Source organism: Mucilaginibacter sp. P19, from assembly GCF_050632265.1.
Taxonomy (GTDB): domain Bacteria; phylum Bacteroidota; class Bacteroidia; order Sphingobacteriales; family Sphingobacteriaceae; genus Mucilaginibacter; species Mucilaginibacter gossypii.
Window position 1 is genome coordinate 3,037,723 of the sequence record NZ_CP192586.1, and the last position, 13,792, is coordinate 3,051,514.

The 13,792-nt window shown below is 43.9% G+C and carries 13 protein-coding genes and 2 pseudogenes; 7 read left to right on the plus strand and 8 right to left on the minus strand.

All coding sequences use genetic code 11. From position 1 onward, the window contains the following. Window positions 1-98: 98 nt before the first annotated feature. The 4 genes from ACQ86K_RS14800 to ACQ86K_RS14815 all read right to left on the minus strand — a co-directional run bounded on the left by ACQ86K_RS14800 (window position 99) and on the right by ACQ86K_RS14815 (window position 4,067). Window positions 99-653, minus strand: coding sequence for a Crp/Fnr family transcriptional regulator (locus ACQ86K_RS14800; RefSeq protein ID WP_431200632.1), 555 nt, complete (start codon window positions 651-653; stop codon window positions 99-101). Beyond that, complete coding sequence (locus tag ACQ86K_RS14805) at window positions 650-1,150, minus strand: response regulator transcription factor (protein WP_431200633.1); 501 nt, start codon at window positions 1,148-1,150, stop codon at window positions 650-652. Before ACQ86K_RS14805 ends, ACQ86K_RS14800 begins: the two co-directional genes overlap by 4 nt. A gap of 59 nt (window positions 1,151-1,209) precedes the next feature. Continuing rightward, a complete protein-coding gene (locus ACQ86K_RS14810) occupies window positions 1,210-2,466 on the minus strand; it encodes an NRAMP family divalent metal transporter (protein WP_431200634.1) in 1,257 nt (418 codons plus the stop codon). A gap of 188 nt (window positions 2,467-2,654) precedes the next feature. Continuing rightward, on the minus strand, window positions 2,655-4,067 hold the full coding sequence (locus ACQ86K_RS14815) for a L,D-transpeptidase family protein (RefSeq protein WP_091164161.1): 1,413 nt from the start codon (window positions 4,065-4,067) through the stop codon (window positions 2,655-2,657). Between the two features lie 224 nt (window positions 4,068-4,291). Here ACQ86K_RS14815 and ACQ86K_RS14820 point away from each other — a divergent pair, with 224 nt between their 5' ends. The 5 genes and pseudogenes from ACQ86K_RS14820 (at window position 4,292) to ACQ86K_RS14840 (ending at window position 7,257) form a co-directional block, all read left to right on the plus strand. Further along, window positions 4,292-5,431 carry an efflux RND transporter periplasmic adaptor subunit gene (locus ACQ86K_RS14820; protein ID WP_091164158.1) on the plus strand — a complete coding sequence of 380 codons (1,140 nt, stop codon included), beginning with the start codon at window positions 4,292-4,294 and terminating at the stop codon, window positions 5,429-5,431. Next, entirely contained in the window at window positions 5,428-5,901 is a 474-nt protein-coding gene (locus tag ACQ86K_RS14825; protein WP_431200635.1) for a hypothetical protein, read from the plus strand. The genes ACQ86K_RS14820 and ACQ86K_RS14825 overlap by 4 nt, the downstream gene beginning before the upstream one ends. A gap of 67 nt (window positions 5,902-5,968) precedes the next feature. Further along, complete coding sequence (locus tag ACQ86K_RS14830) at window positions 5,969-6,685, plus strand: ABC transporter permease (protein WP_431200636.1); 717 nt, start codon at window positions 5,969-5,971, stop codon at window positions 6,683-6,685. Between the two features lies 1 nt (window position 6,686). After that, window positions 6,687-7,085: pseudogene (locus ACQ86K_RS14835) on the plus strand (ATP-binding cassette domain-containing protein); the annotation flags it as partial. Between the two features lie 4 nt (window positions 7,086-7,089). Continuing rightward, window positions 7,090-7,257: an ATP-binding cassette domain-containing protein gene (locus tag ACQ86K_RS14840; RefSeq protein ID WP_431200637.1), complete on the plus strand. Its 168-nt coding sequence runs from the start codon at window positions 7,090-7,092 to the stop codon at window positions 7,255-7,257. Window positions 7,258-7,640: 383 nt separating this feature from the next. Here the strand turns inward: ACQ86K_RS14840 and ACQ86K_RS14845 are convergent, their stop codons facing one another. From ACQ86K_RS14845 to ACQ86K_RS14860, 4 genes and pseudogenes are all read right to left on the minus strand, one after another. Then, window positions 7,641-9,287, minus strand: a complete 1,647-nt coding sequence (locus ACQ86K_RS14845; RefSeq protein WP_143020712.1) for a hypothetical protein — start codon at window positions 9,285-9,287, stop codon at window positions 7,641-7,643. Window positions 9,288-9,836: 549 nt separating this feature from the next. After that, on the minus strand, window positions 9,837-10,760 hold the full coding sequence (locus ACQ86K_RS14850) for a ketopantoate reductase family protein (protein ID WP_091164147.1): 924 nt from the start codon (window positions 10,758-10,760) through the stop codon (window positions 9,837-9,839). Between the two features lie 18 nt (window positions 10,761-10,778). Continuing rightward, a pseudogene (locus ACQ86K_RS14855) lies at window positions 10,779-11,320 on the minus strand (YbhB/YbcL family Raf kinase inhibitor-like protein). A 73-nt stretch (window positions 11,321-11,393) separates the two neighbouring features. Further along, window positions 11,394-11,879, minus strand: a complete 486-nt coding sequence (locus ACQ86K_RS14860) for a helix-turn-helix domain-containing protein (RefSeq protein WP_431200638.1) — start codon at window positions 11,877-11,879, stop codon at window positions 11,394-11,396. Window positions 11,880-12,366: 487 nt separating this feature from the next. Between ACQ86K_RS14860 and ACQ86K_RS14865 the strand changes: the two genes are divergently transcribed. Then, the gene (locus ACQ86K_RS14865) at window positions 12,367-13,389 is read left to right on the plus strand and encodes an LLM class flavin-dependent oxidoreductase (RefSeq protein WP_091164142.1); all 1,023 of its coding nucleotides are present in this window, start codon (window positions 12,367-12,369) and stop codon (window positions 13,387-13,389) included. Between the two features lie 16 nt (window positions 13,390-13,405). Next, complete coding sequence (locus tag ACQ86K_RS14870; RefSeq protein ID WP_129570022.1) at window positions 13,406-13,786, plus strand: hypothetical protein; 381 nt, start codon at window positions 13,406-13,408, stop codon at window positions 13,784-13,786. Window positions 13,787-13,792 lie beyond the last annotated feature (6 nt).

Genomic DNA, 13,792 nt, shown 5'->3' on the forward strand with positions numbered 1-13,792 from the left:
GTTATCCGTGGTAATTTTTAATTGGTAAAAACAGATAAATTCAGCGCAGAAATTCTGCGAATAGCGTCCCTATTGCACGCCTGTCTTTTTCGACAAATTCAGTTTTTCATTTTAACCAATCGCTGCAGATCAAGCACTGTTATCACACTTCCATTCTTTTCAATCAGGCCCTCGTTACGAAAATCCGACAGGGTACGGCTCACTGTTTCAGTAGCCATACCTGCAAGTGCAGCCAGGTCTTCACGCGAGATCCGGACGCCTTCATTTGGGGAATCGCTTTGGCGATAAAGCCTTAGAATCGCGTCCGCCATCTTTTTTCTGACAGAGTAATACGCAAGTTGTAGTAACCGCTCTTCGCTTTCCCTTATCTGGCCTGCCATCAATTTGATAAAACTATCCGTTACTTCAGGGTATAGGTTCAACATTTCCTGTAACTGCTCTTTTGGTATGAGGCACAATTGGCTATCCTCAAGGGCACTTGCGGTTTCTGAATATGCCTCGCCGGCAAGCAATGCCTGAATACCAAGGTACTGATCCGCTATATGTAAACCAGTAATCAATTCGCGCCCATCGTCTGCCAGTTTACTGGTCTTTATCTTTCCACTAAGAACAACGTATAGTCCATTTCCTCTGTCGCCTTCATAATAAATCACCTGGTTCTTTTTAAAAAACGGATCTTGCGTTCCCGGATAACACGCTTTAGTTCGTTCAACCCATCAGTCCTGGCAACTATATTGCTGAGTTCGTCCAACCCCTTACTGTAAAATTCCTTTTGTTGCTTTTTCTTTTTCAACCTGCTTTCAATTGCATTAAGTAATTCGACGTCATCAAAAGGTTTGGTCAGGTAATCGTCAGCACCCATTTCCATGGCTTTACGTAAATCGATCCGTTCGGCTTTGGCTGTAAGAAAAATGAAAGGGATATTAGCCGTGTCGGCCGATTTTCCGAGCATAAACAGCACACCATACCCATCCATTTCCGGCATCATGACATCGCAAAGTATTAAATCAGGTAACTGGACTTTAGCCAATTCCAATCCCATTTTACCATTACTTGCTGAAAATACGGTGTAGCCGGCCAGCCCCAGTATTTCAACTACACCCTCGCGAATATCCGCGGAATCTTCAATGATCAAGATTTTAAAACTCATATCGGTGAGCAGTATATTGTGTAATTTAAATCATTAAATTGAAGTGTCCAAATCCCGTGCTAATACAATGTATAACACAAAGCTATTGCAGCTGCCCCCATGGCAGCAAAACTGCTCCAAAGCAGCAATTTGGAAATAAACTTGCTATTGTACTCTCCCATGATTTTGGGGTTAGAGGAGATCCTGGCAATCAGGAACAATAGTGGTACCGCTGCTATCCCATTTAATACAGCCGCATAAACTAATGCCTTAACAGGATCGATGCCAATATAATTGATTAGTAATCCAATTAAAGTGGCAATGCATATGACGGCATAAAAAGAGCGCGCCTTTTTCAATTTTAAATTAAGCCCGGCCTTCCAGTTAAAAGCCTCACAAGCGGCATATCCTACCGAGCCTGAAAGTACCGGAATAGCCAATAAACCAAGGCCTATAATACCGATCGAAAAAATTAATTTGGCTAAAAATCCGGCGTTAGGAAAGGTATGCACCAACGGCTCTATTGCCCTTGCCGCATCAGACGCACTTTTTATGTCAGTTACACCGCTATTGTGCAAAACGGTTGCAGCAACCACTATAATACTCCAGGTTGTGAATTCTGAAAATATCATGCCGATAGTGTTATCAATACGCATTTTTTTAATTTGCATCCAACCGGGCCTGGGTTTATGCCGCGAAAGCCTTTCTTTTTCTTTCTGTTCTTCCACTTCCTGTGAGGCTTCCCAAAAAAACATATATGGAGAAATTGTGGTTCCCAATACCCCGGTTATGATAAATAGAAAATTAAAATTTAACTCAAAATGAGGGATAACAGTTGCTTTCAGGACGGTAAGCCATGGCTGATGTACAATAAACAAAGTTATGGGATACGCCAACAAAGTTACTGCAAGCCATTTTAGTATCCTGGCGTAAGAATGATAAGAAGTAAAAATCTCCAGAAGAAGGGTTAACAGTGTAAAAAACAATGTTAATGCAACAAATGAGGCTGGGATAAGTAATTGGGCCGCAGCTGCCATAGCTCCTATATCGGCCCCGATATTGATTGTATTGGCCACTAATACCAGGCCGACAACTGCATATAAAACAGTTTTGCTGTAATGTTCCTTAATTACAGCTGATAGGCCTTTACCTGCTACCATGCCAATACGTGCGCAAGCTTCCTGAACGGCAATCATAAAAGGTAACATATATAGCGCTGTCCACAGCTGATTGTAGCCAAACTGTGCGCCGGTTTGCGAATAAGTAGCAATGCCAGAGGGGTCATCATCAGCAGCACCAGTAGTAAGGCCCGGGCCTAAAATTGAAAAAAATCTCAAAAAGCGGTTCTTTTTTTCTTAACCTGTTGATTACCTTTCATGGTTTTGAATATCAGAAAATTATATTATTCCCATACACTAAATGATGAATTTTCTGATCACCTACTATGTTTTGACGCTGGTAGTAGTGGCCGCTTATAAGTTAAAGGTTCAAAATTTGATTTAACATTTTTTGCGCAAAACGAAGCTTATCTTATGCTCGTATTGCGTTGAAGCTTGCCGTAAATAGCCAATTCAAGGCTTGTGTCCATATTATAGATATCCTCAAACCTGATTAATTCACCTTTTTTTATGTCACATGTCAGGTAAGTGATTTTTATAGGAACAGGTTTATTAAGCACGAAATTATGTGTCTTTGATTTTTTAAGAATTTTAAACAATTTGTCGCCTTGGTCTGAAGCGTCATGTTTGAGCAATAACGCGGCGAGCCCGGCAGCATTATCTAACCAGATACAACCATTACTTAAATCACGTTTATCTTTTTCAAACAGCTTTTGATCAGCAATTTGGTTTAAGTATATGTTGTACACATTTTGAAAATGAAAAACCAGCGATCCCAAGGTGTTATCACAGCCGGGAGCCTGTTTAGCGTAATAGCCCTGGGGTGAAGCCAATATGCTCTTAAGTTGGGCGTTAGTGATATCTGTTAATTGACCAGCCTTATTATAAATGCTGATCTGAAGCCGATCAAGGAACAAACTATCAGCTATTGCTTTCGGGAGGATGTCGCGGATAAATATCCGGTCAGGAACAAGCCAGTCTGGAAAAGAAGTAAAATAGGTGATTTGGCTCTGCAAAGTCGGGCTGGGAGTTTGTGGCGTCCCGACAATAGCTTTAAATACCACCAATGTATCCGGCAAATGAAATGTCAGCTCGTAGGTAGGGATATTGATTTGTATATATTTTTCCCCGTCATCAACGTTTGCCCACCTGATTCTTTCCATGTTGACGGCGATTTTCATTACATCATTTCCTGGGGTTCCATAGCAATCATCCGGAGCTTGTCCTCTGATTATGTGCAGCATTTCCTGAAAAGCAGTATAGAGTTTTGCATTAGGTTGTACTTCCAAAACATCTTTCGCAAACTCCGGCGAATGTATAATGTCCTGCAGTTTAGCTTCTGCATGAAATGGTACATCCATTCCATGATCTACCCTGTCGGATCCGTAGTCAGGATTGAGCTTTCCATAATGCAAATAGTTTAGCATGGTAATGACAGCATCTGTAAGCAAAACATCAAACTGTGCCTTTAAGGAGTCACTAACCGAACCTGGATTTTCCAAAATATCGCGGAGCATATCAAACTGAAGCTCTTTAGGATGAAAATCATCATGCGATAATCCGTATTGTAACACACAATCTAAAAGCACCATTGCATTCCCGGTGTTTTGACGTGATTCCGGATTAGTCCATACCGGAAGGTAATTGTTTTGGCGATAAAACCGTGTAACGCTTTGTGGGTAATGTAATTGTTGCGACGTAGCAGCGCTTTTGAGCTGTTCGTTAATTGCGTAATTGGTAATCCCCTTCTTTTCCTGGGCAAATACATTAACCAGAAAAAACGAACTGAAAGTGAATAACAAAAGAACCGACTTTTTCATTGCAATATTTTGTGAGTATCCAAATCTTCTTCAGTGCAGCCCAAGGCTACCTTGATATTGTGTAAAGTTTTGAATAACACTCAGCAAAAAGAATGACACACATCAAATAGCTTGTTGATGCAGATCATAAAATCATGACTGCCACTAAATTGGTGTGATCACCGTCACTATTCATCCTGATATTTATCAAACTTAAAACACTTAAGAGTGATGACATTAGCAATATGAAAATTGTTAGGAGCTTTAGTATTACTGATAATATAACAAACCATCAAATAAATATTGTAAAAGCGATAATTACTGCATCCACGTTTCTGTTCAGCGTTTCCTGTCAATTAAAAGGCGATAAAATAAGGCCGGTAGTTGCTTCCATATCAGAGTCTGTATATGCGTCCGGCATAATTAAAAGCGAGGATCAATATCAAGCTTTTGCCTCAGTTAGCGGTATCATTCAGGAGCAATTTGTAACTGAAGGCCAATATGTTACTGCTGGCACCCCCTTAATATCTATTAAAAAAGAAAATCAAAAGCTAAATGTTGAAAACGCGATGATATCGGCTTCATTTGCCGACTTTAAGCTAAATAAAGATAAACTGGCCGCAGCGGCAATCGTGGTTGATCAGGCCCGGTACAGGATGCTTAACGACTCGGTAATGTTGGTCAGGCAAAAAGAACTGTGGGGGCAGCAGATCGGTACTAAAGTACAGCTTGAGGAAAGGGAATTAGCTGTAGTCAATTCAAAAACAGCCTTACAAACAGCGATAATTAATTTCACAGAATTGAAAAGGCAATTGCGTTATAACGCCGCGCAAAGCATAAACAATCTCAGCATTAACAAACAACAGGAAAGCGACTTTACTGTTAAAAGCAATATAGCCGGAATAGTATATAACCTTTACAAAAATCCGGGCGAAACTGTTGGCCCGCAAACGCCGCTGGCCCTCATTGGCAAAGCCGACAGTTTCTTGCTTGAATTACAAGTGGACGAATATGATATCGTTAAGGTAAATCCGGGGCTTACCGTTTTTGTCACGATGGACAGTTACAGAGGCAAGGTATTTGAAGCCAGAGTGACCAAAATATATCCGGAAATGAACGAACACACCAAAACATTTCGAGTTGAAGCTATTTTTACTACCCCGCCGCTAAAATTATATCCTAACACTACCTTGGAAGCAAATATAATTATCCAAACCCGAAAAAAGGCTTTGCTTATCCCCAGAAGCTACTTGCTCAATGATTCCGTTGTGATAAGAAGCGACGGTGAAAAACTTAAAATAAAAACAGGTCTTAGTGATTACCTGCAAGTAGAAGTAATTTCTGGTCTCCAGTTAAATGATGAACTAATAAAACCGATACCATGAATTTTAAGCTGACCTGGAACATCGCGGTAGCTTTATTATTAGCTCACTTAAGACAGACGATTGTTGCCGCAACCGGTGTAACTTTTAGCATAACAATGTTTATTGCCCTATTGAGTTTTATGGGTGGCTTAAACAAGCTTTTAGATGGGCTGGTAATAAACCGCACTCCCCATATCAGATTGTATAATGAAATTGCAGCTGCACGGCATCAACCAGTGGACCTTACCAACGCATATCGTCACAGTTACAACTTTGTAAGCTCCGTCAAGCCGCAGAACAAGCGCCTGGGCATTTACAATAGCAAGGCTATAATGGAGGCTATCGCACTCGATCCACGCGTGCAGGGACTTTCACCGCTAATTACCGCGCAAATATTCTACAATACCGGACAGGTTAATATCACCGGGCTTATTAACGGGATTGATCCGAATATGGAAAATGAACTTTTTTATTTGGGGATTATATTATAGCGGGCAAATTCATTGACCTGAAAAACACTCCCAACAGTATTATTTTAGGAAAAGGCATTGCAAAAAAATGATAGTCCATCTGGGGGACATCATTCACGTAACCCCGGCTAATGGCAACCAGGTGCCTTTAAAAGTAGTAGGAATTTATCAATCCGGTCTTGAAGAGATTGACAACAAGCAAAGTTATACCTCTATCGCAACAACTCAAAAATTACTTGACGAATCAAACAATTATATCACAGACATCCAGGTCAAATTAAAAAACATCACCGAAGCACCGAAAATTGCAGCTTATTACAGGCAGGTATTTAATATAGATGCGATGGATATCCAAACGGCCAATTCACAATTTGATACCGGTAGCTTTATCCGCTCGCTGATATCTTACACAGTTGGGGTAACTTTACTGATTGTAGCAGGTTTTGGGATATATAACATTCTAAATATGATGATTTATGAAAAGCTCGATTCAATCGCAATATTAAAAGCCACAGGATTTTCAGGCAAAGATGTAAGTCGCATATTTAGTACAATTGCATTAGGCATAGGTATTTTTGGCGGCCTGGCAGGGCTGATACTGGGTTTCATCTTATCTGTTATCATAAACCACATCCCATTTAATACAACCGCGCTTCCCACAATTAAAACCTATCCCATTGATTTCAACATAGGTTTTTATTTTATCGCTGGTCTGTTCTCTTTTCTAACCACCTATTTTGCGGGATATTTTCCCTCTAAAAAAGCAAGTAAAGTTGATCCTGTAATCATTATAAGAGGGAAATAACATGGACTCAATAATATTAGAAGCTTTAAACATCTCAAAAACCTTTTATGAACCCAAAGCGGTAAAAGTATTGAGGGATGTTAATTTTTCGCTTAATAAAGGCGAATTCGCCTCAATTATGGGAAAATCAGGCTGCGGCAAATCAACACTATTATATATCCTTTCAACCATGGACACTGATTATGAAGGAGACCTAAGGATTGATCATATCAGTATGAAACAAAAGAACGAACCGGAGCTGGCTTACGTAAGAAACGAAAAAATAGGCTTCGTATTTCAGTTCCATTACCTGTTAAATGAATTCTCTGTACTCCAAAATGTGATGCTCCCAGGCCTGAGACTTGGGAAATACAGCGCAGAAGAAACTGAACACCGGGCTTTTGAAAAATTGAAAGTATTAGGCATTGAAACGGAAGCAAAAAAAGCCGAATCAATTATCCGGCGGGCAAAAGCAAAGGGTAGCCATTGCACGGGCATTGATCAATGATCCGCTAATCATCATGGCTGATGAGCCAACCGGTAATTTGGATAAAAAAACACTGAAATCGTTTTTAATATTTTTAACGAATTGATTACCAATTATCAACAGACGATACTTGTAGTTACACATGACAGTGAATTTGCGCGTAAGACCCAAAGAATTATTGAAATGGAAGACGGAACCATCATAAACTAATTGAAAAAACAGCAACCGCATCGGCATGTAAGAATGCTTCTCAGCCGAGTCTCATCATCCAAGGTTTTCTTGCTTTTATCCGGGCTTTCCTGGTCTTGTCGAACGATCTGCCAAGTCATTTTCCCAATCAACGAATTGGGCCATCCTGAAATTATTTCACAGTTACAGCTATTATAATTATAGTGATCTATTGGCAAAAACGGGTTTAAATTAAGAGGCTGGATCAATTTATTTTGACACGGCCTCACAACCAGGCGGCAGCTGCTACCGGCAGATCTTTTATTGATCTGCCAGTAATAATACAACTCGCTGGTGTTGTGGCCGGATGCGGTATAAACTGCCATTGGCGCTTTTTTCCAGAGTGCCCTGCTGCATAGCAAGCCGGTAGGTATGCCCATCAAATTCATACAGGGCGCTATTGCCTGTCAATTGTTTAAACGGGGTTTTAGCGCCTTCCGCGATGCACAAGTCAAGGAACCAGTCGCCGGCCGGGTGGTTCTCAGCCGTGATGGTCAGGGATTTCTCGCTCATATTGATTTCGAAAGAACCTTTACCAACAGGCCATGAAGCATGGGCCGTCGTCGTATTCAGATTTGTGAACACAGGATCTCCTCCCTGAACCGGCACCTCCCCGCCCCCGTCGTTCATCATCAGGCGAAAGCCCTCGGGTTTGCCGCGCTTTCCCCATTGAAAACCATCTGCCAGCGGAAGCGTGTAAAAGAAACTTTGATTAACGGTAGTAACGTTATTCAGGTATTTATCCGGCACTGTTTCGTTAAACAGGTGGATATCGGTTATCCGCAACGTTCCATTTTCCCAAAGCAGGTTAGTCCTGTAAAACCTGCTGTTATACCAAACGGTTTTTTTATCGCTGTTTGCCAGGTCCCTGCTTACCGTAAAAGTAGTAGCCGGGGTTACCTTGTAGGTACGTTTAAACCATTCGCCCGACTGTGCCATGGTTTCTACGCGAACCTTACCCTGTTTGCGGAGACGGGCAATAACCGGCATCTGCCATTCCAGCCCTTTTTTCATGGCATCCCAGGTGAATGAATTTTCCTGCCCAGCCTGCGTATAATTGTAGCCGAGCGAGGAATCATCGGCAAAAGTTTGCAAAAACCAGTTGATCCACTGCTCATTTCCGCCCGCATAGGGGTAAACGGGCTCAAGCGTGGTTACCGAGCTGCCATCGGCATATTGCCGTATAGGGTCGCTGCCCAGCATCCTGAATACGGGCACGGGCAACTGCTTATCTGCATGCTGAGCAGGCATATAAGCATTCAAACGGCTGGGGTAATATGCCTGGTTCCAGTAACCGCCCCAAAGGGTGAAACCATCGGTACCTACCTGGTCTTTACAGTTGGCGGAGGCAACAATCTTATATTTATCATACATGTAATTCAGCGAATGCGCATCGATGACCCATGAAGCGATGGATTTGGGATAATACCCGAATATGCTTTTAAAATCAGCAAAATAAACGTCGATGATCTTTTCGCGTTCGGCAGGCGTGTAACCCACAGAAAAACCGATGTCTGAATGCCAGTCCCAGGCATATTTTCCCCGCCATTTGATCCCGGCTTTTTCAATCAGCGGTTGCGGCAGTTCCCACCATCCTCCAATCTCAAACTCGCCTTTCGGAAGTGTTTTCAGCAATTCCTGGTAACGTTTATCGATCAGGGCATCGTACTGTAACAAAAAAGTTCCGCCCAGGTGATATTGCTTCATCAGCGCAATCTGGTTCACCACGGTTTGGTACAGGACATCTTTGGTGATGTTCGCATCACGTGGTTCGATATCACGGATAAAATTGACAATATTAACGATTTTAGGCGCATTGCCTGGCTTTGTTTTTTGAGCGAATAAAGGCGTGGTAACGACCGCTGCCATTACCGCTAAAGTGAAGATCAAAAGAGTTTTAAATCTCATAAACGATAGTGCTTTTATTTTATTTTCCGGGCACAGGTATCGGTAGCTTTGCGCGCGGATGATCAAGTATTCCGTTTGGCTGGTTTATAGCGATTGCAACCGCTAAGTTATAATAATTCGATTTTTTCAAACAGCCTGCTAAGATATATAATGCGTATCCGTAACCGTCCCCAACTGTCTGTCGGAGCAAACCCCAGAAGTGTTCGGAAGATTTTTAATTCCCTCCACTGGGAGGGGTGCGGCTGGATTTCGTGGTGGCAGGGGGCGGTTTATACGTCATTTCGGGCGGATAAGTCTGTGAATGAAACCCTTCCCTACACCCTCCCAGGGGAGGGAATCGCACAATCCTCGCTTTTTTTATTTCTTCCGAACACTTTTAGAGCAAACCCGGTCGATCAACCGCTGTCTTGCCTTGCGTATCTCACGAAATAAAACGACAACTATCAAAAACTCCACAGATTTTGCCCCTCACTTGAACCGCGCAAAATAATACACTGTCCGGGTCAGTTGCTTTCGGTTTGTAGTATAGATAGATATAAGGCCGGCTAATTATTGAATCAGGCTTAAGCTTGACTTGATTGCTGTCAGTTCTCCTAAAAGGCGCGTTTCTTTTACCATATCTTCCATACCCAGCTCTTTGGCTATCCTTGCGATCTCCAGGTTGAGGGTGGCGATTTCCGTAGGACGATGTTCATTGATGTCCTGAAGGGTAGATATCAATTGTCCATCGGATGAACGGCTGATGGCAAGTAAGGTCTCGGTTACCTCTTCCTCCGGAAGGGATACTCCACAAGCGTTAGCCACCTGGATACACTCTTTAATTATTCGTTTTCCGATTGCCAGTGCTTCATTATTACGGTGAAAAATACCGTTATCAATGTTCAGCAAAGGGCTCACAGAGTTGAACACGCAGTTGACGATCACTTTTTTCCAGATCACTGCCTGGATGTCTGATTCTGGTTTAAAGGAAAATGCAGGGCTGTTTATTTCTGACACGACTGCTGCCAGACTTTCCTCATTGCCATTGATCACCCCTACCGGGCAGGTTGCTACCGGCTTGAACCGTACCACGTTATCGGCGGTAAACTGGCCCGTCACAAACAACACGCAACGATATAACTGCGTAAAAACAAGCATGATGAATGGCTTTTCCACATTCAAACCATTCTGCAAAAGGACGACAGGATAACGGACTCCCTTCAAAGCTAACTTCGCCGCTAACGAGCTATTAGCAAATGATTTGGCGGTGATGACAACAATACCATCAATCGTTTTTATTTGACTGAAAGTTTTTACATCAATGTTTTCACTTACTTCTGATCCGTCGGGCAAGTTAATCCTGATCCTTTCAGATGTGCCCGGCAAGCCATCAACAGTTCCACGGATCAACAGCACATTCTTACCGGCATGCTTTAATATAACCGCGAGTGTGCGGCCAATGACGCCCGCTCCGGCAATATATATCGTTTTCATATCTGTTGTGTTTCCAGGTTATCGTTTGCAATAAACCACGAGGGAAGCTTTAGCCAGGGCCGCTTTGTTAAGCAGGTATCCTGATAACGCAGCCGGCGTGCCAGTTACAATACCAAGTTTATCTGTATTCAACGCGTAAACCGTGATGATGTAGCGATGCAGTGCTTCTCCTTCACCAGGGCAGGGACCCTGGTAGCCGGCGGCGCCCGTGTCATTAATGCTTTGCAAACTACCGGCCGGCACCGCGCCGGCTTCGGGGTCACCTGCTCCACGTTTCAGTTCTGTAACAATCGGGGGATATTGACAATCACCCAATGCCAGAACCCGCTCCCGGTGGGTGCATCAGCGTCATACATGGTAACCGCGAAGCTTTTTGTACCTGCAGGTGCGTTTGACCACCCGAGCTGCGGCGAATGGTTCTGTCCGTTGCAGCCAAAATTGCCGGCCACAAATTCATTGGTAAACTGACCGCCAAGGTCTGCACTTTTAAGGGTGAATGTCTGTGCTGAAGAGCAGTAATAACTGATTGCAAAGACGCAAAAGAGGATAAACTTTTTCATGCCTCAAATATGCCTGCGCATTGCATAAGGTAATTGTTGCGGAAAGTTCAGAATATATTGAGATAAGCTCAAATTATGGCGTTTTGCGGTAATTCGCCGGAGTTACGCCATATTTCCTTTTGAAAGCCGTGTTGAAATTGGACACGTGCTGATAACCGTAGTCCAGGTAGAGCTCGCTGGCCGACTTGCCTTTTAGCAGTTCGGTACATGCCATTTCCAGTTTCCGCTCCCGGATGTATTTTTGAGGAGCTACCCCGTAATCTCTTTCGAAGTCACGCTTAAATGACGAGACACTCCGGTTACTCAGAAAGGCAAGTTCATCGAGTGTAAGACTGCCCAACAGGTTATTTTCAACAACAGTTTTAAGGGATATATCTGCAGGGGTACCGAACATGCCGCTCAAAAGTTCTGGCGCCAACTCGTGCAACGCGGTGAGCAATTCAGTAAGTTTGAGTAAGGCCATTTCATAAGAAAGGCTTTGCCTGCCGGCGATCAGGGATTTGATGTTGCGCACATACTCATTGATATAAGCATTGGTCTTGAAATAAATATACGGCATATCGCTGGCGCTGGCTCCCCCTTGCCGGGGCGGCTTACCGTGAATTCCTGCCCGATGCTGCGCGGAAAAAGACAATTACACTACCATAGGGCTCGGCATTATTGCTGTGCTCTGCAATAATTGAATTGCCCTCAGGTATCAACATGCCGTAACCCGGAGTAAGAATAGTGTTTTCGGCAGCGCGATAGATCTGTTTTTGACCGTTTTGTACAAAGCTGACTGCGCACCGGCTAAAAAAACGCGCGTACGGAAAGCGCTGCCCCTATCATGATAATCCACGAAAGTGATCTCACCAGCCGAAATGTGGGAATGGTGACGTGTAACTTCCGGTACCTGTATGATTTCCATGCTGTTTTTTGGAACAAATAAACCGCAAAATACGCTCAATCCAAAATGAGTGCGGATAAAAACCCGCGGTTCATGAACTAAAACCTTGACTTTTCGCTGATACCGAACCAGCGATTCATTCCTTAGATTTGTTGTTAGTATGAAGAAAATTGGCTTTTTATCATTCGGACACTGGTCCGACCACCCTGCATATAAGACGCGTACCGCGGCCGATACCTTGCTGCAATCTATTGACCTGGCGGTTGCTGCCGAAGAAATCGGCCTTGACGGCGCTTATTTCCGTGTCCATCATTTCGCATCTCAACTGGCATCTCCCTTTCCTTTGCTATCGGCTATCGGTGCAAAAACAAGCCGGATTGAGATCGGCACAGGCGTGATAGATATGCGGTATGAGAACCCGCTTTATATGGTTGAAGACGCAGGTGCGGCCGATCTGATCTCGGGCGGACGGTTACAGCTGGGCATCAGCCGCGGTTCTCCGGAACAGGTGATCGAGGGCTGGCGTTATTTTGGATATGAGCCTGCTGAGGACGAAAATGATGCGGATATGGGGCGTAAAAAAGCGATGGCTTTTTTGGATAAATTAAAAGGTGTTGGTTTCGCCGAGCCAAACCCCTACCCTATGTTTCCAAATCCACCGGGCTTGTTACGTTTGGAGCCCTACTCAAAAGGACTGCGGGAACGCATTTGGTGGGGCGCCGCTTCGAACGCCACGGCCGTTTGGGCAGCCGAACAGGGAATGCATCTGCAAAGTTCTACATTAAAGTTCGATGAAAGCGGCAAGCCTTTCCATGTACAGCAGGCCGAGCAAATCAGAGCGTATAAAGAGGCGTGGAAGAAGGCCGGTCATGATCGCGAGCCAAGGGTGTCAGTAAGCCGTTCTGTTTTTGCATTGGTAAACGACCAGGACAGGCTTTATTTTGGCCAGCAAGGGAAAGGAGCAGACAGCTTCGGTTATATCGAGGCAGACAAGCGGGCGGTCTTCGGCAGAAGTTACGCCGCCGAACCGGACCGGCTGATCGCCGAATTATCTAAAGATGAAGCCATCCAGGAAGCAGATACGGTGCTTTTGACAATACCTAACACCTTAGGTGTTGACTACAATGTGCATGTGCTGTCTTCGATCCTGGAGCATGTAGCTCCCGGGCTGGGTTGGCGTTAAAACACTTGATAAGCGCTTGCAGAATGCAGCCATCCTGATGGCAGGCGCCTATGATTCGCGCTTCGAATTGTATGCCCATGAAATCATGGCGGCGGCTTTCGGCACACCTGCAGATGTGATAGCTCTCCCCGCTGCCGGTGGCGGGCCATATGGTTTAACTGAACAAGTGCCTTCGCCAACAATGTCGCGAAGGCACTTGTTTACGGTCGGATCATTCCTGCCTCAATTATCCAAACCCTGCTACCTAAAACTGATAAATATCATCTTTATCATTGATTTCTTGCAGGTAAAGCGGCCTGTAATGGCGGATATATTTGCATGTGCCCACACAATATCCATTTTCAGCATTTCCCGCCCGTTCCGAAGAACAGCAGCAGCGCGCGACGACACTTTTTAAGAAAAA

Excerpts from the sequence above, each read along its gene's own strand:
- ACQ86K_RS14805 (WP_431200633.1), bottom strand. The coding sequence starts at position 1,150 with ATGAGTTTTAAAATCTTGATCATTGAAGATTCCGCGGATATTCGCGAG.
- ACQ86K_RS14815 (WP_091164161.1), bottom strand. The coding sequence starts at position 4,067 with ATGAAAAAGTCGGTTCTTTTGTTATTCACTTTCAGTTCGTTTTTTCTG.
- ACQ86K_RS14820 (WP_091164158.1), top strand. The coding sequence starts at position 4,292 with ATGAAAATTGTTAGGAGCTTTAGTATTACTGATAATATAACAAACCAT.
- ACQ86K_RS14825 (WP_431200635.1), top strand. The coding sequence starts at position 5,428 with ATGAATTTTAAGCTGACCTGGAACATCGCGGTAGCTTTATTATTAGCT.
- ACQ86K_RS14830 (WP_431200636.1), top strand. The coding sequence starts at position 5,969 with ATGATAGTCCATCTGGGGGACATCATTCACGTAACCCCGGCTAATGGC.
- ACQ86K_RS14845 (WP_143020712.1), bottom strand. The coding sequence starts at position 9,287 with ATGAGATTTAAAACTCTTTTGATCTTCACTTTAGCGGTAATGGCAGCG.
- ACQ86K_RS14850 (WP_091164147.1), bottom strand. The coding sequence starts at position 10,760 with ATGAAAACGATATATATTGCCGGAGCGGGCGTCATTGGCCGCACACTC.
- ACQ86K_RS14860 (WP_431200638.1), bottom strand. The coding sequence starts at position 11,879 with ATGCCGTATATTTATTTCAAGACCAATGCTTATATCAATGAGTATGTG.
- ACQ86K_RS14865 (WP_091164142.1), top strand. The coding sequence starts at position 12,367 with ATGAAGAAAATTGGCTTTTTATCATTCGGACACTGGTCCGACCACCCT.